General features: G+C 64.4%; 17 protein-coding genes, 2 tRNA genes and 1 other RNA gene. 8 read left to right on the top strand and 12 right to left on the bottom strand.

The window, feature by feature from the left end; translation table 11 throughout:
• Nucleotides 1–52: 52 nt before the first annotated feature.
• The 3 genes from AC0L58_RS07715 to hisS all read right to left on the bottom strand — a co-directional run bounded on the left by AC0L58_RS07715 (nucleotide 53) and on the right by hisS (nucleotide 3,858).
• On the bottom strand, nucleotides 53–451 hold the full coding sequence (locus tag AC0L58_RS07715) for a DUF6165 family protein (protein ID WP_473688272.1): 399 nt from the start codon (nucleotides 449–451) through the stop codon (nucleotides 53–55).
• Nucleotides 448–2,382 carry an HAL/PAL/TAL family ammonia-lyase gene (locus AC0L58_RS07710; RefSeq protein WP_473688270.1) on the bottom strand — a complete coding sequence of 645 codons (1,935 nt, stop codon included), beginning with the start codon at nucleotides 2,380–2,382 and terminating at the stop codon, nucleotides 448–450. Before AC0L58_RS07710 ends, AC0L58_RS07715 begins: the two co-directional genes overlap by 4 nt.
• 96 nt (nucleotides 2,383–2,478) lie before the next feature.
• The gene (gene hisS, locus AC0L58_RS07705) at nucleotides 2,479–3,858 is read right to left on the bottom strand and encodes a histidine--tRNA ligase (protein WP_473688268.1); all 1,380 of its coding nucleotides are present in this window, start codon (nucleotides 3,856–3,858) and stop codon (nucleotides 2,479–2,481) included.
• Between the two features lie 190 nt (nucleotides 3,859–4,048).
• Between hisS and AC0L58_RS07700 the strand changes: the two genes are divergently transcribed.
• Nucleotides 4,049–4,124: transfer RNA gene (locus AC0L58_RS07700), tRNA-Ala, on the top strand.
• 78 nt (nucleotides 4,125–4,202) lie between these two features.
• Here the strand turns inward: AC0L58_RS07700 and AC0L58_RS07695 are convergent.
• On the bottom strand, nucleotides 4,203–5,177 hold the full coding sequence (locus AC0L58_RS07695; protein WP_473688266.1) for an alpha/beta hydrolase: 975 nt from the start codon (nucleotides 5,175–5,177) through the stop codon (nucleotides 4,203–4,205).
• A 395-nt stretch (nucleotides 5,178–5,572) separates the two neighbouring features.
• On the opposite strand from AC0L58_RS07695, the gene AC0L58_RS07690 reads away from it, so the two are divergent.
• A complete protein-coding gene (locus AC0L58_RS07690; RefSeq protein WP_473688264.1) occupies nucleotides 5,573–6,868 on the top strand; it encodes an MFS transporter in 1,296 nt (431 codons plus the stop codon).
• An 8-nt stretch (nucleotides 6,869–6,876) separates the two neighbouring features.
• Here the strand turns inward: AC0L58_RS07690 and AC0L58_RS07685 are convergent, their stop codons facing one another.
• Nucleotides 6,877–7,506, bottom strand: coding sequence for an HD domain-containing protein (locus AC0L58_RS07685; protein ID WP_473688262.1), 630 nt, complete (start codon nucleotides 7,504–7,506; stop codon nucleotides 6,877–6,879).
• A 155-nt stretch (nucleotides 7,507–7,661) separates the two neighbouring features.
• Nucleotides 7,662–8,016, bottom strand: a transfer-messenger RNA (tmRNA) gene (gene ssrA / locus AC0L58_RS07680).
• A gap of 247 nt (nucleotides 8,017–8,263) precedes the next feature.
• Between ssrA and AC0L58_RS07675 the strand changes: the two genes are divergently transcribed.
• Nucleotides 8,264–8,587: a c-type cytochrome gene (locus AC0L58_RS07675; protein ID WP_473688260.1), complete on the top strand. Its 324-nt coding sequence runs from the start codon at nucleotides 8,264–8,266 to the stop codon at nucleotides 8,585–8,587.
• Nucleotides 8,588–8,605: 18 nt separating this feature from the next.
• Nucleotides 8,606–8,959: a c-type cytochrome gene (locus tag AC0L58_RS07670; protein ID WP_473688258.1), complete on the top strand. Its 354-nt coding sequence runs from the start codon at nucleotides 8,606–8,608 to the stop codon at nucleotides 8,957–8,959.
• Between the two features lie 70 nt (nucleotides 8,960–9,029).
• Here AC0L58_RS07670 and AC0L58_RS07665 read toward each other — a convergent pair whose 3' ends face one another.
• Nucleotides 9,030–9,638 (bottom strand): NfuA family Fe-S biogenesis protein, encoded by a 609-nt coding sequence (locus tag AC0L58_RS07665; RefSeq protein ID WP_473688256.1) that lies wholly within the window; start codon nucleotides 9,636–9,638, stop codon nucleotides 9,030–9,032.
• 164 nt (nucleotides 9,639–9,802) lie between these two features.
• On the opposite strand from AC0L58_RS07665, the gene AC0L58_RS07660 reads away from it, so the two are divergent.
• Nucleotides 9,803–10,144: a 4a-hydroxytetrahydrobiopterin dehydratase gene (locus AC0L58_RS07660; RefSeq protein WP_473688254.1), complete on the top strand. Its 342-nt coding sequence runs from the start codon at nucleotides 9,803–9,805 to the stop codon at nucleotides 10,142–10,144.
• Here AC0L58_RS07660 and AC0L58_RS07655 read toward each other — a convergent pair whose 3' ends face one another.
• Nucleotides 10,145–11,143, bottom strand: a complete 999-nt coding sequence (locus tag AC0L58_RS07655; protein ID WP_473688252.1) for an RluA family pseudouridine synthase — start codon at nucleotides 11,141–11,143, stop codon at nucleotides 10,145–10,147.
• A gap of 336 nt (nucleotides 11,144–11,479) precedes the next feature.
• Between AC0L58_RS07655 and AC0L58_RS07650 the strand changes: the two genes are divergently transcribed.
• Entirely contained in the window at nucleotides 11,480–14,746 is a 3,267-nt protein-coding gene (locus AC0L58_RS07650) for an Rne/Rng family ribonuclease (protein WP_473688250.1), read from the top strand.
• A gap of 74 nt (nucleotides 14,747–14,820) precedes the next feature.
• Here AC0L58_RS07650 and AC0L58_RS07645 read toward each other — a convergent pair whose 3' ends face one another.
• The 4 genes from AC0L58_RS07645 to tpiA all read right to left on the bottom strand — a co-directional run bounded on the left by AC0L58_RS07645 (nucleotide 14,821) and on the right by tpiA (nucleotide 17,341).
• Nucleotides 14,821–15,474, bottom strand: a complete 654-nt coding sequence (locus AC0L58_RS07645) for a response regulator (RefSeq protein ID WP_473688248.1) — start codon at nucleotides 15,472–15,474, stop codon at nucleotides 14,821–14,823.
• A gap of 514 nt (nucleotides 15,475–15,988) precedes the next feature.
• Nucleotides 15,989–16,073, bottom strand: a tRNA-Leu gene (locus AC0L58_RS07640).
• 12 nt (nucleotides 16,074–16,085) lie between these two features.
• Nucleotides 16,086–16,550, bottom strand: coding sequence for a preprotein translocase subunit SecG (secG, locus tag AC0L58_RS07635; protein ID WP_473688246.1), 465 nt, complete (start codon nucleotides 16,548–16,550; stop codon nucleotides 16,086–16,088).
• A 23-nt stretch (nucleotides 16,551–16,573) separates the two neighbouring features.
• A complete protein-coding gene (tpiA, locus tag AC0L58_RS07630) occupies nucleotides 16,574–17,341 on the bottom strand; it encodes a triose-phosphate isomerase (RefSeq protein ID WP_473688244.1) in 768 nt (255 codons plus the stop codon).
• A 133-nt stretch (nucleotides 17,342–17,474) separates the two neighbouring features.
• Here tpiA and AC0L58_RS07625 point away from each other — a divergent pair, with 133 nt between their 5' ends.
• On the top strand, nucleotides 17,475–18,287 hold the full coding sequence (locus tag AC0L58_RS07625; protein WP_473688242.1) for an SDR family NAD(P)-dependent oxidoreductase: 813 nt from the start codon (nucleotides 17,475–17,477) through the stop codon (nucleotides 18,285–18,287).
• 56 nt (nucleotides 18,288–18,343) lie between these two features.
• Nucleotides 18,344–19,015, top strand: coding sequence for a DUF6445 family protein (locus AC0L58_RS07620; protein ID WP_473688240.1), 672 nt, complete (start codon nucleotides 18,344–18,346; stop codon nucleotides 19,013–19,015).
• The last annotated feature ends 35 nt before the right edge of the window (nucleotides 19,016–19,050 follow it).

Raw genomic sequence — 19,050 nt, 5'->3', positions numbered from 1 at the left:
AAAACGGCGCCTGAAGGCGCCGTTTTTCTTGCCGCAACGAACGTGACGCACACTACCCTGCGCGATAGTCCTGGTACGATTTTTCCTCGACCAGTTGCGAGCCCAGTTTCAGATTGATCGCGCGCTTGAACGCGGCACGCTCGTCGTTGCGGAAGTACACCGAACGCGCCAGTTCGATGAAATCGTGATCGAACTCCTGCGCGCGCTCCTTCAGCCGGATCCTGTCCTCGATATCCCACAGCAGTTCGTTCACTGCCAGCAGACTGGCACGCTCTTCGCTGATATCGGTTTGCGAGGCCGCATCGTTGGCCCAGGTCGCATTGAGCAGGTCCAGCTCGTTGCGCACGTTCGCCAGCTTGGCTTCATCGTGCATCCGCCGCGACTTGATCTCGAGGATGGTGATCTTGTCGATCAGCTCGCCGTAGGACACCGGGGTCTGGATCAGGCTCATGCTTGGCTCCCATTCAATGGCTTCGAGACAGTTCGAAAAGCGCCCTGCTGCACCAGCGCGCAGGCCTTGGCTACATCGCCATCGAGCGCGCGGTCGCGATGCATGAAGCCGATCTGTTCGCGCAGGATGGCATAGCCCTCGCGCACGCTGGCACCGGCATGGAAATCCCCGGCACCGGCGAGCGCGGCGGCCAGTTGCTTCACTTCGGCAACAAACTGCTCGTGATGCGGCTGGTCTTCACGCGGCGCGTTGGTGATCTTCGCGGCCAACGCCTGCCAACCGCCGCGACTGGCCAGCCGACGTGCGGCATTGAGCATCTCCTGGCGATAATCCAGTGCCTGCGCGGCGGTGTACAGCTCCAACGCCAGCACGTGGCCAAGGTCATCCACCATCTCCAGCACATGGCGCGCCTCGTTGGCGCCCATCGAAACGTGATCCTCGGCATTCGCGCTGGTCGGTACCGAGTACACGCTGGCCGGATGCGCGCGGGTGGCCAGGTCGTTGACCAGCGCGGCTGCGGTGTACTGCACGATCATGAAGCCGGAATCGGTACCGTCCTCGTTGCCGGTCAGGAACGCGGGAAGACCGTCGCTGGTTGCCGCATCGACCAGCTTGTTGAGGCGTCTCTCGGAAATAGAGGCCAGCACCGGCAGCGCCGCCTTCACGTAGCTCATGGCCAGTGCCAGCGGCATGCCGTGGAAGTGGCCGGCGGAAATCACCTGCTCCTCGATGAACTGCGCATCGTCGTGGTCGGGGAAAATCAGCGGATTGTCGGTGACCGAGTTCAGCTCGATGTCGAACACCCGACAGACCTGATGCCACGCATCGCGCACCGCGCCATGCACCTGTGGCATGCAGCGCAGGCTGTAGGCATCCTGCGGCTGGTGCTTCTTGCCGCCCTTGAACGGCAGGAAGCGACTGTAGAACGCCTCGCGACCATGACGCTGGTTGGCGGGCACCCAGTCCCAGCTGATGTCGAAGCTGAGCGACTGGTCATCCGGCTCGCTCCACGCGTCGGCGCTCCACGCCTTGAAGCGCGGCACCAGGTGATAAGGGATATCCAGCAAGGTCGAACCGTCCAGCAGACCGCGCACCCGTGCTGCCGTATCGACCTGACCCGGGTGCGGACGCAAGGCGTGGACCTCGGGCCGCAAGGCCCCGCTACGGCCGGCAAATGCATCCAGGGTCATCGCGGCCGCAAGGTCGGCGGTGTCCAGCAACTGTTCCAGCGTGTCCAGCGCCAGCGCACCGGTCGCCAGCATTTGCGCGGTACCGTTGTTCAGCGCCAGGCCTTCCTTGAACGACAGCCGGATCGGCGTCAGACCGGCGCGTTTCAACGCCTCGGCGCCAGGCATCCGCTCACCCTGATAGAACGCTTCACCGCCGCCCAGCAACACGATGGCCAGATGCGACAGCGGCGCCAGGTCGCCACTGGCGCCGACCGAGCCCTTCTCGGGCACCACCGGCACGACATCGGCGTTGAGCATGGCGGTCAGCGCTTCCAGCGTGCTTGTGCGAATGCCGGAGTGACCGCGCATCAGCGTATTGATGCGGATCACCAGCATCGCCCGCACCACATCCGCGGCAAACGGTTTGCCCACGCAGACCGCGTGGGTAATGATCAGGTTGTGCTGCAGCTCCTCCAGCAAGGTGCCTTCCGGCTGGTGTGGATTGCCCCCCGGCAATTCGTCGCGCAGCCGGTGCGCGCCGAGCAGCTTGTCCGCATTGCTGCCGAAACCGGTGGTGACGCCATAGGTAGGCTCGCCGCAGCTGACCTTGTCGGCGAGAAAGTCGGCCGCGCGCTGCACGCGCTGCAGCCCGGCCGGATCCAGCGAAACCTTGCCGCCGTTGCGCGCCACTTCCACCAGTTGCGCGCGGGTGAGGCTGTTGCCGTCGAGAACTATGGTTTCGCTCACTGCAAGATGCTCCATTTCACTGTCGTTATTCCCGCGCATCGGAATCCAGGGCTTTGGCGCGTGGGTGCAGTCATTCCCGCGCATGCGGGAATGACTGCACACGGATATCGCTCAGCCCATCGCTGCCGCCTGCTCCAGTTCCACCCGCAGGGTCTTGATCAGCTCCTCCCGCGCGACTTCGAACTGATCGGCACGACGCAGATCCTTGACCGTCACCACGCCCTTGGCGATCTCGTTCTCGCCGAGCACGATCACGAAGCGGATGCCGGCACGGTCGGCGTACTTGAACTGCTTGCCCAGCTTGCCGCCTTCGAGCACCACTTCCGTGGCGATGCCGGCACCGCGCAACTCGCTGGCCAGTGCCAGGTAGGTCGGCAGCTGCGCCTCGTCCATCTGGGTCACCAGCACGTCGACCGTGCTGTTCGCCGTGCTGATCAGCCCGGCGTCGCGCAGTTGCCAGTAAAGCCGGGTCAGCCCGATCGAGATGCCTACCCCGGGCAAATGTGACTTGGTGTATTGGCCGGCCAGATTCTCGTAGCGCCCACCGGAACAGATCGAGCCGATCTGCGGATGCTCGTTGAGCGTCGTCTCGTAAACCGTGCCGGTGTAGTAATCGAGACCGCGCGCAATCGACAGGTTCAGTGCGTAATGGGTTTCGGGCACGCCAAAGGCGTGGATCAGACCCAGCACTTCCTTCAACTCGTCGCGGCCCTGCTCCATCGTCGCCGGGCCGGCGCCCAGCGCATCGAGTTTGTTCAACGCGTCCTGCAGCGACGTCGAGCGCACCTGCACGAAGGCCAGGATCTTCGCGGCCACCTCGGCACTGAGCCCGAACGCATCCCCGGTCAGGGTATCGCGCACGTAGTCCGCGCCGCGCTTGTCCAGTTTGTCGACCTCGCGCAGCACCAGCATCTGTTGTTCGCCATCGACGATGCCCAGGCTCTCGAAATAGCCGCGCATCAGCTTGCGGTTGTTGAGCTGGATGGTGAACGGACCGATCGCCAGTTCGCGAAACACGCTGTAGATCACCGCGGGAATCTCGGCGTCGTAGCGCACCGACAGGGAATCCTTGCCGATCACGTCGATGTCGCACTGGTAGAACTCGCGGAAGCGCCCGCGCTGGGCGCGCTCGCCGCGATAGACCTTCTGCATCTGGTAGCGGCGGAACGGAAAGCTCAGCTCGCGCTCGTGCTCGGCCACATAGCGCGCCAAAGGCACGGTAAGGTCGAAGCGCAAGGCCAGTTCCGGCGTACCCTCCTCCGCCTTGCCCAGCGCGCCGGTCGACTGCACGAAATACACCTGGCGCTCGGTCTCGCCGCCCGTCTTGGTCAACAACACGTCGGCGTATTCGATCACCGGCGTTTCCACCGCGAGAAAGCCGAAACGCTCGTAATTGCGGCGGATCACGTCGAGCATGCGCTGGAACGCGATCTGGTCGAGCGGCAGCAGCTCGAGCACGCCGGGCATGGTACGGGCCGGGGTAAGCGCCATGGAATCCTCTGCTCACAATGGGGACATTCCGCCACGCGACAGACCGCACGACGGCAGCCGTCAAGAATAGCAGAGTGGCGCGCCCCGCCCGCAGTCCGTTGCCTGGTCCGCGTGGCCGGAAGGCTGCCGGTTTGCACACGGAAACACTTGGCGAATTGCCCTGCACGCTGCTAACATGCCGCGCTTACGTGGGGCGGTAGCTCAGCTGGGAGAGCGTCGCGTTCGCATCGCGAAGGTCGTGGGTTCGATCCCCATCCGCTCCACCACGAACACTGGAAGCCTCCGGTCACGCCGGGGGCTTTTTTGTCGGTGCTCGCCTCATGGCTGCAAGTCTGTGCGTGCCGTCATTGCCGTTGCGGCAACGCCGCTGCATGTGCATCAAGCCGGCGGGCGACGGCCGGATCGAGACTGGCCATGAATTGTTCGACGGCGTCGGTGTAGGCCGAGGGCAGTCCCAGCTGGGCATTGATCTCGCCGTGGCGCATGTCTTCTTCGAGCACACGCGCGCGTGAACCGAACGATTCGGCCTTGCGTACGAAAGCATGTGCCTGCGGACAGGACTCACGACGCTGACTGGAACACACGGCAAGGAACGGCACGGTGCGACCGTGCAGCTGCTGGTACGGCGATGCTGCCGACCAATCCGACGGCTGCGCACCGAAGGCCTCGTCGTAAAGTCGAAAATGGCGGCCCTGCATGATCTTCACCACGTCGAGGGCGGCGCTGTCCAGCGAGATCGTTCCGAGCCACGGCTGCGCCCCTTGCGCCTGCGCCAGCGCCGGTTCCGCGGTCAGCAGCGCCACCAGATGCGCGCCCGCCGAATGCCCGATCAGGATGAAACGGCTCGGATCACCGCCCCAATCGGAGGCCTTGCGCTGGGCTTGCGCCAGCGCACGCGCCACCTGTCGTGCCTGCTGCAGCGGTGGGGTGTCGGGCAGCATCGGGTAGTCCGTCGAGATCACGATGAAGCCGCGCGGCAGCCAGCGATCGATCTTGTTCTGGACCACGCCGCGGGCATCCTTGTCGCCGCGCCGCCAACCACCGCCATGCACCATGAAGATCACCGGCGCCGCGCTGGCGTGCGCCGGCAGATAGACGTCGAAGCGCTGGTGCGGGTCGTTGCCGTAAGGCACGTCGCGCACCACGCTGCCGCCGGAGGGCAGCGTCACCGGCCCGCGCGACTGGACCATGCTGGGGCGCGCTCGTTGCTGCAATGGCTCGACGTGCGGCGCAGTGGCCTGCGCCGGAGCAAGCCGCGCAAGCAGGACCAAAACTACCAGCGCCGTTGACCGGAACGCGTCGCGAAGGTTGTGTTTCATCATTCTCTCCTGAAATGGAACCCTTTTTTCATGACGTCGTTGACCGGGACCCGGGCACGATACGCTGCGCAATCCCCGCCAAACGCCACGTCCAAGTCACCAACAGCAACGGTTGCTGGCGAGATCAGGTTTACGGCAGATTCCCGGCGCGCCTTCGGTGGGCCGCAGGGATCTGATTGGCCGGTGATCCCGGTTCGCCCGGCCCGGATGCGCCGCGAACGGAGGGAGGTTGACTGCCGGTGTTTGCTATGACGCCGCGATTGCGATTACCGAGCGCAAAGTTCGCCAGACAGCACAATCGGCAGCACATGCGAACGGAAGGCCATTTGTTCTATCGTTGCGACTCCCCTCGGCGCATCGCGCCGCGCCTCGTCCCCAGCACATCCCGGTCCAGCATGCAGACCCGCGTCGAAAGCGCCCCGTTGTCCCCTGCCGCCATTCCCGTCTCGACCGACACGCCGGCCAGCAAATCACCCAACGACGGTACCCAGTTCGCGGTGCTTGGCGGGATCAGCTTTGCGCACATGCTCAACGACATGATCCAGTCGCTGATCCTGGCGATTTATCCCTTGCTGAAAAGCGGCTTCGACCTCAGTTTTGCCCAGGTCGGCCTGATCACGCTGTCGTTCCAGCTCACCGCTTCGATGCTGCAGCCGCTGGTGGGCATGGTGACGGACAAGCGGCCGATGCCGTACTCCCTTCCGGTCGGCATGGGCTTCACCCTGTGCGGCCTGCTGTTGCTGTCGGTTGCGCCGAATTTTCCGGTGCTGTTGCTTGCCGTCGCCCTGGTCGGCACGGGCTCGTCGGTGTTCCACCCCGAATCGTCGAGGGTGGCGCGCATGGCCTCGGGTGGAAGGCATGGCCTGGCGCAATCGCTGTTCCAGGTTGGCGGCAATGCCGGCTCGTCGCTGGGACCGCTGCTGGCCGCGTGGATCATCGTGCCGCACGGGCGTGGCAGCGTGGCGTGGTTCTCGCTGGCTGCCTTGCTGGCCATCGTGGTGCTGCTGCAGGTGGGACGCTGGTACCGCCTGCACCATGTCGCACGCAGCAAATCCCTGCCGCGCCACCTCACCGTTGCATCGCTGTCGCGCAACAAGATCATCGGCGCGCTGATCATTCTCGGCCTGCTGATCTTCTCCAAGTATTTCTACCTGGCCAGTCTCAGCAGCTATTACACCTTCTATCTGATCCACAAGTTCGGAGTATCGGTGCAGAGCGCGCAGGTGCACCTGTTCGTGTTCCTGGCCGCGGTGGCTGCCGGCTCGTTGATCGGCGGTCCGGTCGGCGACCGCATCGGGCGCAAATGGGTGATCTGGGTTTCGATCCTGGGCGTCGCCCCGTTCACCCTGCTGCTGCCCCACGTCAACCTGGCCTGGACCGGCGTCCTGACCGTCGTCATCGGGCTGGTGCTGTCATCGGCATTCTCGGCGATCCTGGTCTACGCCCAGGAACTCATTCCCGGCCGCGTCGGCACGATCTCCGGTCTGTTCTTCGGCTTCGCCTTCGGCATGGGCGGCATCGGCGCGGCCGTGCTCGGCGGCCTGGCCGACACCCACGGCATCGAGTACGTCTACCGGTTGTGCGCGTGGCTGCCGCTGATGGGCGTGATCACGGTGTTCCTGCCGAACCTGGAGCGGCCCACGCGGGCACATCGCGCGCCCCATGCCAGCACCGATCAAGGCTCGGCGTAACCCCGGCCTCAAGCCGCGGAAAGTGCCTTGCGCTCCGCTGCCCCCGCCAGCTCATGCATCCATCCCACGGTGGCGTCGAGCACCTTGGCGATCTTGACTCCGCGTGCCGAGAAAATCTCGGCCAGCGCCTGGTAGTAGCCCAGCGTGCCGTCGCGACCACCGGTGAAACGGTCGAACACGCGGCGGCCCACTTCGGGATCTTCCAGATCCTGCACGATGGCGCGCGCGTTGTGCAGCTTGTCGCAGGCGCTGACAAGCAGGGCCTGCTCGCCGGCCGCTTCCAGATGGGCAAGATAAGCCCGCTTGCGTGCGACCCAGTCGCGGCGTTTGGCGTCGGCATCGGCATGGACGGCCTTGCCCTCCGCCGTGCCATCCGTGCAGTCCTTGACGATGCTGGCCACGGCCACGCCAAACCGTTCGCGGATAACCGCTTCATGCCCCGCGCCGCAATCCTCGATGGTGTCATGCAACAGCCCGGCAATGGCCTGGTCCTCGTCGCCGCCGAATTCGATGACCAGGCTGGCCACCCCGAGCAGATGGTAGATATACGGAATATCCGAGCCCTTGCGCACCTGCGTGGCATGGGCCACACGCGCATAGTCGACGGCGCGGCTGAAACGGTCGGTAAGTACGGTCATCAGTTGTTCCTTGCTGGTTTCCCCATGCCGAGGATGACAGCGCACCGTCGCATAACGCGAGATTCTGCACGGACGCAAGCACCCGTCACGCAATGACGGCGCACACAAAAAACCGGCTTTGCCGGCCGGTCTCTTGTGCTTGCGCGTCGATGGAATGGTGGAGGTGGCGGGAGTCGAACCCGCGTCCGAGGGCGTTCAATGCCCGGATCTACATGCTTAGCTCGCCGTTCGATCTCGTTCCGCGACAAGTACGGTGGGCAAAACGCACCGCGGAACCAGCCTGATTGATCTAGCCTACGACCGCCAGGCGACAGTCTTCAGCGATCTCATGATAATGACCCTACACCGACGAGCATGAGCACAAGTGGGTTCGGGGCTTACGCCTTAAGCGGCGAGAGCGTAGTTGTCGTCGTTGGCAACTATGAGTTTGCTGCTGGATTTACGAGGAAAGCTGCCCCCTCGGCATGCACCAAGTCATCTCACTACCCCCGTCGAAGCCAGGACACCCCCGGGGAAAACGATTTGACCTGATGAGTATATGGGGGCGATGAGCACGACGGCAATCACCACGCCATGTCGCCGCGAGCTGTCGTTCATGTACCGCCGTGCCGCCCGTCCGTGCGAGGAGGCCACCGACGCCATCCACTGCTCAATCGTTGACCACTTCGCAGTCCAGTGTTGTTCAGGCGTGAAGCCAACGTCTATACTTGCCGGGTTGCATTACCTAAGTCGCAGCGTACTGGTGGGAATGATCTCGATGACTCGATTGCACATGCTTGGCCTGATCGCGGCCACTGCTCTTTTCGCTACTGCCAGCGCGCATGCCGAAGGCGACAAGGCCGCGGGGAAAAAGTTGGTTTACACCTGCGCCGGCTGCCATGGCGTACCCGGGTACACGAATGCGTATCCGCAATACCCGGTGCCGAAGATCGCCGGCCAGAACGAGCAGTACATCGTGGCGGCGTTGCACGGCTACAAGAGCGGTGATCGCAAGCATCCGACCATGGACGCGCAGGCGGAAAGCCTGTCCGACACGGATATCCAGAATATCGCCGCCTACCTCTCCAGCCTCGCCAAGTAGTTGCAAAGGAACTTCCGCATGAATCGTGCGCTTACACTGATTTCTTTCGGCGCCGTGCTGGCGTTCGCATCCGCACCGCTGCTGGCCAACGGCAACGCTGCCGCCGGCAAGACCAAGGCTGCCACCTGCTTCGCCTGCCATGGCGCGGACGGCAATTCGACCGACCCGCAATACCCCCGCCTCGCCGGCCAGTACAACCTGTACATGCAGCAGGTGCTGCACGAGTACAAGGACGGCCAGCGCGACAACCCGATCATGAAAGGCATGGTGGCCACGCTGTCCGACCAAGATATCGAAGACATTGCCGCGTATTTTTCCAGCCTGCCGAGCAAGCTCGACACGCTCAAGGGTCACATCGGCGGCGACAAGTAAGCCCGACCGGTCATTTGCACGAGGAGGCCCGCGAAAGCGGGCCTCTTCATTCCACGGTCGCGCCGATCCCTCAGGCGATGGCGGACTTGCCTTCGGCCTTGCTGTAGTAAGGCTTCTCGCCACCGGCATGGTCGGTGGCATCCCGCACCGCAGTCACCTCGGGCACGCGTTCGCGCAAGGTCTTTTCCACGCCTTGCTTCAAGGTCACGTCGACCATGCCGCAACCGTGGCAGCCGCCGCCAAATTGAAGCACCACGGCTCCTTCCGCGTCGATCTCCAGCAAGCTCACCCGACCTCCATGCGAAGCCAGCTTGGGATTGATCTCGGCTTCCAGCACGTAACGCACGCGCTCGATCAAACCGGCGTCCGCGCCGGGCACGTCGCCCTTGATCTTCGGCGCGCGAATATTGAGCTGGCCACCGGTGGCGTTCGGTTCGAAGTCGATGCTGGCCTGGTCCAGCCAGCTGGCGCTGTCGCCATCGACATGGAATTCGAAACCGGCGCACTCGATCGTCCATTCTCCGCCTGCCAGGTCGACCGCCTCACAGAATTCCAGCTCGCAACTGGCCGCTGGCGTGCCCGGCGCGGTCACCCGCAGGCGGATACCGAGACCCTCGATACCTTGCTGGTCAAGCAGGCGCAGAAAGTGTTGCTGCGCCCGTTCGGAAATGTCGATCATGCTTGGCTCCGGTGTTGCTCATGGGGAGGCGATGGATTGCATCGGCTAATCAGCACCATTTTAGTCCTGTTTCGCCACGAATGGTCGGAATCACGATGCTTTGACTTTTTCCGGTGCAGCTTCGACCCTTCGCTTCCTGACAATCGACCCACCTGGAGCACCCGATGAACGTCAACGATCTATCGACCAAGCATTGCCAGCCGCGAAAGGGAAAGGAGCACGCACTTGGCGCCGACGAAGTGGCTGAGTTGCTGAAGCGCCTGCCCGGCTGGCAGGTACGCGACGACGGCAAGGCCATCGTCAAGGATTTCAAGTTCGATGACTTCCACCGCACGCTGGGTTTCATCAATGCGGTGGGTTTCATGGCCAACCACGAGGATCATCATCCCGACCTGGAGGCCGGTTACGGCCATTGCCAGGTGTTGTGGTCGACCCACGACGTGGGTGGGCTCTCGCTGAACGACTTCATTTGCGCAGCGCGGATCGAAGCACTGCTGGCGCGTTGATCAGAAATCAGTGCGCGACTTCTCGCGGGTGTAGACGAGTCGCTTGCCCTTGACCGAGAGCGTGTCGAGAAAATCCTTGAGATCGGTCGGCAGCGGCGCGGAGAAGCTGTACGCCCGCCCGTCCAGGTCAAAGCTCATGTGCGCCGCGTGCAGAAACAAGCGGTGCAGACCCATCTCGCGGTAGCGCTTGTTCATCTCGCGATCGCCGTATTTCGGATCGCCCGCGAGCGGGTGGCCGATATGCGCCGCATGCACGCGGATCTGGTGCGTGCGGCCCGTCCCCAGGGTTGCCTGCATCAGGCGGGCGCTGGGGTATTGCTCCATCTCACGAAAGAACGTCAGCGAGGGTTTGCCGCTGTCGGCTACCCGCACCATCCGCTCGCCACCCTGCATCACGGACTTCAGCAGCGGCGCGTTGACGTCGAACTTGGCCTTGGAGGGATGACCCAGCATCAGGCACAGGTACTGCTTGGTGACTTCGCCGGCGCGGATGGCCGCCTGCAGGCCGGTCAGGCCGGCGCGGGTCCTGGCCAACACCAGCACGCCACTGGTATCACGATCCAGCCGATGCACCAGCTCCAGGTGCTCCTGCGGCCGCGCGGCACGCAGCAGTTCGATCGCGCCGTGGTTGACGCCACTGCCGCCGTGGCTGGCCACGCCGGAAGGCTTGTCGATCACCAGAAAATGCTTGTCCTCGAAAATGACCGAATCGGCCACCTCGGCGACCTGCCCGGCCGCCGGGGCACGTCCTTCGGGCCGTTCAGCCACCCGCACCGGCGGAATACGCAGCGTATCGCCATCAGTGAGACGCGTGTCGGGCTTGGCCCGCTTGCCGTTCACCCGCACCTGACCGGTACGCAACAGGCGGTAGATCATGCTCTTGGGAACGCCCTTGAGCAGGGTCATCAGGGCATTGTCGATGCGCTGGCCATCCCGCTCGGGGCCAATCGCGACTTGACGAACACCGTGAGGTGCGTCGGGGGAAGTTGCCGTCTGCATTGAAAAAAGCCTGCTTAGATAGGATACTCGCCAAGCGCTGGTTTCCACCTGTCTGCCGTATGGACTGCGTGGAGTGCCCGCCCGTGACGTCGGCGAGGATTGCGCCGGTTGCCTCTGGTTGCCGGTCGCGGCTCCCTTTCATCGTAACGGTTTGGGCTGGTGTTTGTCCGATGCCATCGGGTATCGCGGCAGCAGGCGCAGCTGACCGAATCATCCCCGACACCGGCAACGGTGCCGTTTTTTTGCCGCTTTACCGCAGCGGCGCGATCCCCGGCAGGCCGCCATTCAAGGCGCCACCGAGGCTCGCGACGCACGGCCAAGCCGAGGATTACCACCATGAAACGTATGTTGATCAACGCGACTCAGCGTGAAGAGTTGCGTGTGGCCATTGTCGATGGCCAAACCCTGTACGACCTGGACATCGAAATTCCTTCGCGGGAACAGAAAAAGTCCAATATTTACAAGGGCCGAATCACCCGAGTTGAAGCATCACTCGAAGCGTGTTTCGTCGAGTATGGCGCCGAGCGTCACGGCTTCCTGCCGTTGAAGGAAATCTCCCGCGAGTACTTCACGCCGGGCCTCGACCACCACAAATCGGGCATCCGCGAACTGGTCAAGGAAGGCCAGGAAGTGGTCGTGCAGGTCGAGAAGGAAGAGCGTGGCAACAAGGGCGCCGCCCTGACCACCTTCATCAGCCTGGCCGGCCGCTACATGGTGCTGATGCCGAACAACCCGAAAGCCGGCGGTGTCTCGCGCCGGATCGAGGGCGAGGATCGGCAGGCGCTCAAGGAAGCACTCGACCATGTCACCGTACCTGATGAGGTCGGCCTGATCGTGCGCACCGCCGGCCTCGGCCGCGATGCCGAAGAATTGCAGTGGGACCTGGACTACCTGCTGACCCTGTGGAAGTCGATCTCCGAAGCCGCCGGCAAGCAGAAGGCGCCGTTCCTGATCTACCAGGAATCGAAGCTGTTCATCCGTGCCCTGCGCGATTATCTGCGCAGCGACATCGGCGAGATCCTGATCGACGACGAGCCGCTCTACAACGACGCGCGCGAGTTCATGCAGCAGGTCATGCCGAACGCGCTGCGCAAGCTGAAGCTGTACCAGGACGACACCCCGCTGTTCACCCGCTACCAGATCGAAACGCAGATCGAGAGCGCGTTCGACCGCCAGGTGCGCCTGCCCTCCGGCGGCTCGATCGTGATCGACCAGACCGAGGCGCTGACCGCCATCGACGTCAACTCGTCGAAGGCCACCAAGGGCAGCGACATCGAGGAGACCGCGTTCAACACCAACTGCGAGGCGGCCGTGGAAGTGGCGCGCCAGGCGCGCATCCGCGACGCCGGCGGCCTGATCGTGATCGACTTCATCGACATGGACAGCCCGCGCCACCAGCGTGAAGTCGAGGAACGCCTGAAAGACGCGCTGAAACTCGACCGTGCCCGCGTGCAGGTCGGCCGCATCTCGCGCTTCGGCCTGATGGAAATGTCGCGCCAGCGGCTGCGCCCGAGCCTGGGCGAGGCGACCCAGATCACCTGCCCGCGCTGCGAAGGTCACGGCTCCATCCGCAGCGTGGAATCGCTGTCACTGTCGACCCTGCGCCTGATCGAAGAACACGCGATGAAGGACAACACCGGCCAGGTGCTGGTGCAGGCGCCGACCAGCGTGGTCAACTTCCTGCTCAACGAAAAGCGCGCCAGCGTGGTGGAGATCGAACTGCGCCACAAGGTGCACGTGATGATCGTCGCCGACGACAAGCTGCAGACGCCACACATCGAGATCCAGCGCATCCGCGAAGCGGACATGGGCGAGCACAGCAAGCCCAGCTACGAAATGCTGACCGCCGTGCAAACCACCGAACTGCCGAAGATGGGTCAGGCCCTGGGCAGCGGCGAGCAGCCCGCGGTAAGCGGCATCGTTCCGGGTACGCCTGCGCCCGTCCGCGACGAAGTCGCCGCACCCGCTGCCGCGCCGAGCCAACCTGCGCGTCGGCAGACTTCTGCCGCGCCTGCCGCCGCACCGGCAGCAGGCGGGCTGCTTGCCCGACTGTTCGGCTGGTTCCGCACGGCCGAAGCTGCTGCGCCCGAGCCGGGCCGCAGTTCGGCCGCGCGCAAGGACAGCAATACCCGTACGCGCCGTGATGAGCGTGGCACGCGTGCTTCCAGCAACGGCACGCCGGCGCGTCAACCACGACGCGACTCCACCGCGCAGCAGGCGCAGAAGTCCAGCTCGCAGCAGCAGGCACGGAGCAATCGCCAGCGCAACAACGAAAGCTCGTCGCGACAGGCCCCGCAGTCCCAGACGCAGACCGCCCGTGCCGAGCGCCAGCCGAAAGCGACGGCGAACGGCGACAACGCCGCAGCAAGGCCCGAGCGCAAGCCGCAGACCCCGAAGCCCGAGCGGGCGCCACGTGGCGAACGTACCGATCGGGCGACAACCGAGGCACTGGACGACGTCAAGAAGGAAGCCGCCGCGCTCGCCACACCCGTGACGGAATCGACGGACGCAGCCGGCACCGCTGACAAAGGGAACGAAGCAGATGGCGGCCAGTCACGTCGCCGTCGCGGCCGTCGTGGTGGCCGTCGTCGCCGTCGTCACGAAGATGGCACGCCGACCGTCGACACCGAGAAAGCGCAGGCGCTGGACGATGAAGATCGTGACAACAACGCCGACTCGTCGGCGCGCAACAAGCCAGCCAACAGCTCGCCAAGCGACACCGCGAAACCCGCTGCATCGCCTGATCCGCGCGTCGTGAACGAATCCGCGGCGCCGAAGCCTGCGGCAACGGGCAATGCACCCGCAGCGGCAGCACCGGCACCGGTATCGGACAAGCAGCCAGCCGTCGCGTCAAAGCCTGCCGAGAAGCCGGCCCCGATTGAAGTGCCAACCGACAACGCCGCCAGGTCGAGCGGAACTGGTTCGGCACCCGCTCCGGCCAACGCCGCATTCAACCTGCCGACCCTGCCTCCGATCCCGGAGCACAGCCAGCCAGCACAAGCCGGATCGGATCAGCCCAGGTCAACCGACGCGACGCCCCACGTTGAGCCGAAGGCCGCGCCAGCGCCAACAAGCTCGCCGGTGCCCGCAAGTGTCGAGCCAGCGCGGCCACAGGTAGCTCGCCCAGTCGTGCAACCCGAGCCTGCACGCCCGACCACGCCAGCCCCGGTCAGCACGACGGCAGCCGTGCCACCGGCGACGACCCCAACCACGCCAGCGCCACAGCCGAGCCAACAGCAGGGGCGTGCACCTGCGGCCCCGGCACCCGCGCCCAGCCCGGTCATGTCCGCGCCAATCCGGCCGGTAGTACCCACGTCCAACGTCGCGCCGGCGCCGGTTGCCGCCACGCCGGCACCAGAGCGCGCAGCCCCGGTTTCGCCGGCGACGGTCACGCAAACGACGGTCACGCATGCCTCGACACCGGTAAACCATCAGACGGTGACGGTTGCTGCAGCGGCGACGGCGCCGCAGCCGAAACAGGGCGATCTGCTGGCCCAGCCCGCTCCCGTCATCAAAGCGTCGCCGGCAAGTGAGCCCACACGTGAACCTGCGGTCAACGTGCCGGCGAGTGCCGACAAGCCCGATCGTGAGTCTCACGACTGAGGCGGCATGTCATGAAAGAAAAAACCGGACGCTTGTCCGGTTTTTTTTTGCTTCAGGGAACCAGAACGCGGGCGTCAATTGCCCACGTGATGGCTCGGTGCGTCGATCAGACCATGCACGGTCATCAAGTGTGCCAGGCTCAACACGTGATCCACCTGCAGTTTTTCCATCAGCCGCTGCTTGTACGTGGAAACGGTCTTGGGGCTCAAATTGAGTTGCTCGCCGATGATTGTCAGCGGCTTGCCGCGCACCAGCATCATCGCCACTTCCAACTCGCGACTGGAGAGCATGTCGAACGGCGACGCGCTGCCATCGAGCGTGGCAAGCGCGAGCTGCTGCGCGACGGCCGGCGCGAGGTAGCGCCTGCCGCCAGCCACCTGCCGCACCGCCGAGACCAGTTCCTCAGCGCTGCAGCCCTTGGTCAGGTAGCCAAGTGCGCCGGCATCAAGCAGCCGTTTGGGAAAACGTGCGTCGTCAACCACCGTGACAACGACGATGTGGGTGGACAGCTTTGAGCGGCACACGCGCTCGGTGAGCTCGATCCCGCTCATTCCGGGCATATGCACATCCACCAGGGCAATGTCGGGCGACAGCGTGCGAATCAGGCGCAAGCCCTCTTCGGCACTACCCGCTTCTCCACTGATGTTGATGTCCGGCTGCTGCTGCAGGATCATCCGGAAGCCGGTGCGAACCAGCTCATGGTCGTCCACCAGGACAACATTGATCATGTAATTCCTCCTTGACTGGACTGCTTGAAATTAGGCTGCGCGGCCAACCAATGCAAGGGCCACGATCCCCGTTCCCGTAAAGGCCAGACCTGGCCCCGTCTTCCCGCGATGCCCAGGCGATCGGAATCCGGTCGGGACACCTGCCAACCACCGAGCCGCTGCGACCAGGTCGCATCCACCGATGCATATCCCCGAGCAGTGTCACTCCCCGCTGGCGGACGTTCCAACCAGCGGACACCGAGTCCACATCGAATTCACCCCGTTGCGCAGGGGCAACCGCATCGTGCGCGAATCCCCTCCGCCGCCAGCCACTGCCCGCAGGCAGGATGTCACGCACCCGCCAGTCGATCTGTCAGCAAACCCCTACGATGGCTGTACGAAATTCGCCTTATCCCCCCCCAAACTGCGGATTGACCCATGGGCGCGCCCGCCTTGCCGCGTCTGGAACAGAAAAACCGCCAATGGGCGGCTTTTCGTGCTTCGATTCCGGCATGGCATGCCGAAACCTTCAATATGGTGCCCAAGAGGGGACTCGAACCCCTACGACTTGCGTCGCTACCACCTCAAGGTAGTGCGTCTACCAGTTCCGCCACCTGGGCAGGTGTGTTGCTTCAGTGCTTTTTCGTTGCCGGCGGCGTCGCGGCCGGTACGTCACCCTGGCTTGGGGCCGGAGTGCTGTTCGTGGCTGCCGGCACCGCCGCCGGCACAGCCTTGTTGTCGCTGGCTGGCGTGGCCGCGGGTACTTCCGAACCGGTTGCCGCCGCGGGCGTCGCTGGTGCAGGCGCCGGCTGTTCAGTCGCGCCAGCCATCACCCCCAGACCACTCCCAGCGGCCTGCGGAGCACCATGGCCATGCAGGTAGATACCCATGCCGAGGCTGAGCAGGAAGAACAGCCCCGCCAGAACACCGGTCGCGCGGGTCAGGAACGTCGACGAGCCGCGCGCGCCGAAAACCGTCGCCGAAGCGCCGCCACCGAAGCCCGAGCCGGCATCGGCGCCTGCTCCGTTCTGCAGCAGGATCAGCACGATCATCGCCGCAGCGATCAGGATGTAAAACACGCTGAAAATGACGAACATAAGTTTCTTGTGGAGCCTGTTTGCTAGCTGGCCTGGGGCGCCTGGTGTGCAGCGGCGCAGATGGCAAGAAAGTCGGCTGCAGTCAACGAAGCGCCACCGATCAGTCCACCGTCCACGTCCGCCTGCGCGAACAACTCGGCGGCATTCGCCGCCTTGACACTACCGCCGTAAAGCAGTCGGGTCAGACGGGAAAGTGTAGCATCTTCGGTTTCCAGTTGGCTACGAATGAAACCATGGACTTGCTGGACCTGCTCCGGCGAGGCGGTACGGCCGGTGCCGATGGCCCAGACCGGTTCGTAGGCGATGACCGCCGTGTCGAAACTGGCAACTCCGGAGCTCCGCAGCACCGCCTGCAGCTGGCGCGCAATGACCGTTTCGGTCTCCTCGTTCTCGCGCTGCTGCAAGGTCTCGCCCACGCACAGGATCGGTGTGAGTCCGGCAGCACGCGCGGCAGCGAACTTTCGCGCCACCAGTTCGTCGTCCTCATGGTGGTACTGCCGGCGCTCCGAATGCCCGACCAGCACCCAGCCGGCACCGACATCCGCCAACATCGCGCCGGAGACTTCACCGGTATACGCACCCTGCCCTTCGTGCTCGCTGAGGTCCTGCGCACCGATACCCAGACCGCTGTCGCGATGCTGTGACGCCAGCTCGGCGAGATAGGGAAACGGCGGGAACACCGCGACGTCGATCGACGCCGGCTTGGCCGCAGCCACCTCTTTCACGAGGGCGGCGGCCATCGTACGGCTACCGTGCATTTTCCAGTTGCCCGCGACCAGTTTCTTGCGCATGGTGTGCATCCACGACAGTCAAACGCCAAGCTTAGCGAGCGTTCGCGATGGCGGCAAACGTCAGGATGTCGCGCCCGGGTGGCGTGGGCAGCCAGCGTGGTCGAGAATGCAGTTCAACCCGATGGAGCTCCCGATGACGCCTGCACGCCCCCTCAGCCTGATTACCGGCGCCTCATCCGGCATCGGCGCGGAGTTCGCCCGGCAACTCGCCGCCCTGGGGCACGACCTGGTGGTCACCGCACGCCGTGTCGAGCGACTGGATAGCCTGGCGGCCGAACTGCAGACGCAACACGACACACGGGTCACCGTGCTCGCGCACGACCTGGCCGACCCCGCCGCCGTCGCTTGGCTGTGCGATGCCCTGGACCAGCGCGATTTGCAGGTGGACTGGCTGGTCAACAACGCCGGCTACGGCGTGCCCGGCGCATTCGATGCCAACAGCTGGGCCACCCACGCCGACTTTCTGCGCGTTCTGCTGACCGCACCCACCGAACTGGCATGGCGCCTGCTGCCCGGCATGCGCCGACGCGGCCATGGTCGCATCGTCAATATTGCCTCGCTGGCCGGACACGTCCCGGCACCGGCCGGACACACCTTGTATGCCGCAAGCAAGGCGTACCTGATCAAGTTTTCGCAGGCGCTGGCGCTGGAGAACCAGTCGCACGGGATCCACGTGTCGGCATTGTGCCCGGGCTTCACCTGGTCGGAGTTCCATGATGTCACGCGAACACGCGACAAGATGAACAAGTTGCCCGGCTATATGTGGCTGACCGCCGAGGAGGTGGTGCGCCAGGGTATCGATGCCGTCGAGCGCGGCGACGCGGTCTACATCCCGGGCCGGGTGAACCGCTTGATCAAGTCGATGCTGCAACTGATGCCCGATCGCCTGGCCTCGAGACTGTCCGCCCGGCAAGGAACGCGCTACCGGGATTCCGAAGCCCGCTGACCCACGCCATCGCAGCGGTCATTGCAGCCACTTCTCCGACACCAGGTTTCGCACGCATGTCACTGATGCCCACCCAGATGCGTCCCCTGCCTTATCGCAAACCCCAACACGGCCGCGACTACTGGGTGGTGGACGACGCCTTGGCGAACGCGGACGAGGTACGCGCGCGCTGCCTGGCGAGTACCGACTGGGAGATGGGCTACCCGCATACCGGCGAAGTGTGGCCCGGCATGCGCACCACGCCGGCCTTGCTTGATCGGGAGTTGGCGACGCTGGATGCGAAAATCCGCGAACTGACCGGCGCCGCCAGGGTCTGGGTCGAGCAGAGCGAGGCCGGCACCCTCCTGAACCACAACTGCGTGCAGCTGGTTGGTTCGGTCGAAGGCTCGGTGAAACCGCATACCGACTCCTCGCACCTGTGCCGTTACGCCGCCGTGCTGTATCTCAACCCGGACGTGCCCAAGCATTGCGGAACCAGCTTCTTCCGCCAGCGCATGCCGGGTGGCCAGCTCGGCGGCAACATCGTGCTGCCGCCACATCGCAACCTGGCCGAAGCGCTCGGCAACCGCTTCGTGCAGCCGAACTCATTCGTCGTGGATGTGCAGGTGGAACATCGCTACAACCGCCTGCTGGTCTACAAGGCCAACCTCATCCACAGCGCCAGCGCCTACTGGGGACTGGAAACGGCGACCAAACGCATGACCGCCGTCTTTTTCTGGATGGCCTGAAGATCCCCGAACACTGAACACCGAAGGCCGAACAC

Source organism: Rhodanobacter sp. G2-10 (genome assembly GCF_055809185.1).
This window is presented reverse-complemented; position numbering and strand designations above follow the sequence as displayed.

What these genes read in the sequence shown, in the direction of transcription:
- AC0L58_RS07715 (WP_473688272.1), bottom strand. Translation starts at nt 451, where the DNA reads ATGAGCCTGATCCAGACCCCGGTGTCCTACGGCGAGCTGATCGACAAG.
- AC0L58_RS07710 (WP_473688270.1), bottom strand. Translation starts at nt 2,382, where the DNA reads ATGGAGCATCTTGCAGTGAGCGAAACCATAGTTCTCGACGGCAACAGC.
- hisS (WP_473688268.1), bottom strand. Translation starts at nt 3,858, where the DNA reads ATGGCGCTTACCCCGGCCCGTACCATGCCCGGCGTGCTCGAGCTGCTG.
- AC0L58_RS07695 (WP_473688266.1), bottom strand. Translation starts at nt 5,177, where the DNA reads ATGAAACACAACCTTCGCGACGCGTTCCGGTCAACGGCGCTGGTAGTT.
- AC0L58_RS07690 (WP_473688264.1), top strand. Translation starts at nt 5,573, where the DNA reads ATGCAGACCCGCGTCGAAAGCGCCCCGTTGTCCCCTGCCGCCATTCCC.
- AC0L58_RS07685 (WP_473688262.1), bottom strand. Translation starts at nt 7,506, where the DNA reads ATGACCGTACTTACCGACCGTTTCAGCCGCGCCGTCGACTATGCGCGT.
- AC0L58_RS07675 (WP_473688260.1), top strand. Translation starts at nt 8,264, where the DNA reads ATGACTCGATTGCACATGCTTGGCCTGATCGCGGCCACTGCTCTTTTC.
- AC0L58_RS07670 (WP_473688258.1), top strand. Translation starts at nt 8,606, where the DNA reads ATGAATCGTGCGCTTACACTGATTTCTTTCGGCGCCGTGCTGGCGTTC.
- AC0L58_RS07665 (WP_473688256.1), bottom strand. Translation starts at nt 9,638, where the DNA reads ATGATCGACATTTCCGAACGGGCGCAGCAACACTTTCTGCGCCTGCTT.
- AC0L58_RS07660 (WP_473688254.1), top strand. Translation starts at nt 9,803, where the DNA reads ATGAACGTCAACGATCTATCGACCAAGCATTGCCAGCCGCGAAAGGGA.
- AC0L58_RS07655 (WP_473688252.1), bottom strand. Translation starts at nt 11,143, where the DNA reads ATGCAGACGGCAACTTCCCCCGACGCACCTCACGGTGTTCGTCAAGTC.
- AC0L58_RS07650 (WP_473688250.1), top strand. Translation starts at nt 11,480, where the DNA reads ATGAAACGTATGTTGATCAACGCGACTCAGCGTGAAGAGTTGCGTGTG.
- AC0L58_RS07645 (WP_473688248.1), bottom strand. Translation starts at nt 15,474, where the DNA reads ATGATCAATGTTGTCCTGGTGGACGACCATGAGCTGGTTCGCACCGGC.
- secG (WP_473688246.1), bottom strand. Translation starts at nt 16,550, where the DNA reads ATGTTCGTCATTTTCAGCGTGTTTTACATCCTGATCGCTGCGGCGATG.
- tpiA (WP_473688244.1), bottom strand. Translation starts at nt 17,341, where the DNA reads ATGCGCAAGAAACTGGTCGCGGGCAACTGGAAAATGCACGGTAGCCGT.
- AC0L58_RS07625 (WP_473688242.1), top strand. Translation starts at nt 17,475, where the DNA reads ATGACGCCTGCACGCCCCCTCAGCCTGATTACCGGCGCCTCATCCGGC.
- AC0L58_RS07620 (WP_473688240.1), top strand. Translation starts at nt 18,344, where the DNA reads ATGTCACTGATGCCCACCCAGATGCGTCCCCTGCCTTATCGCAAACCC.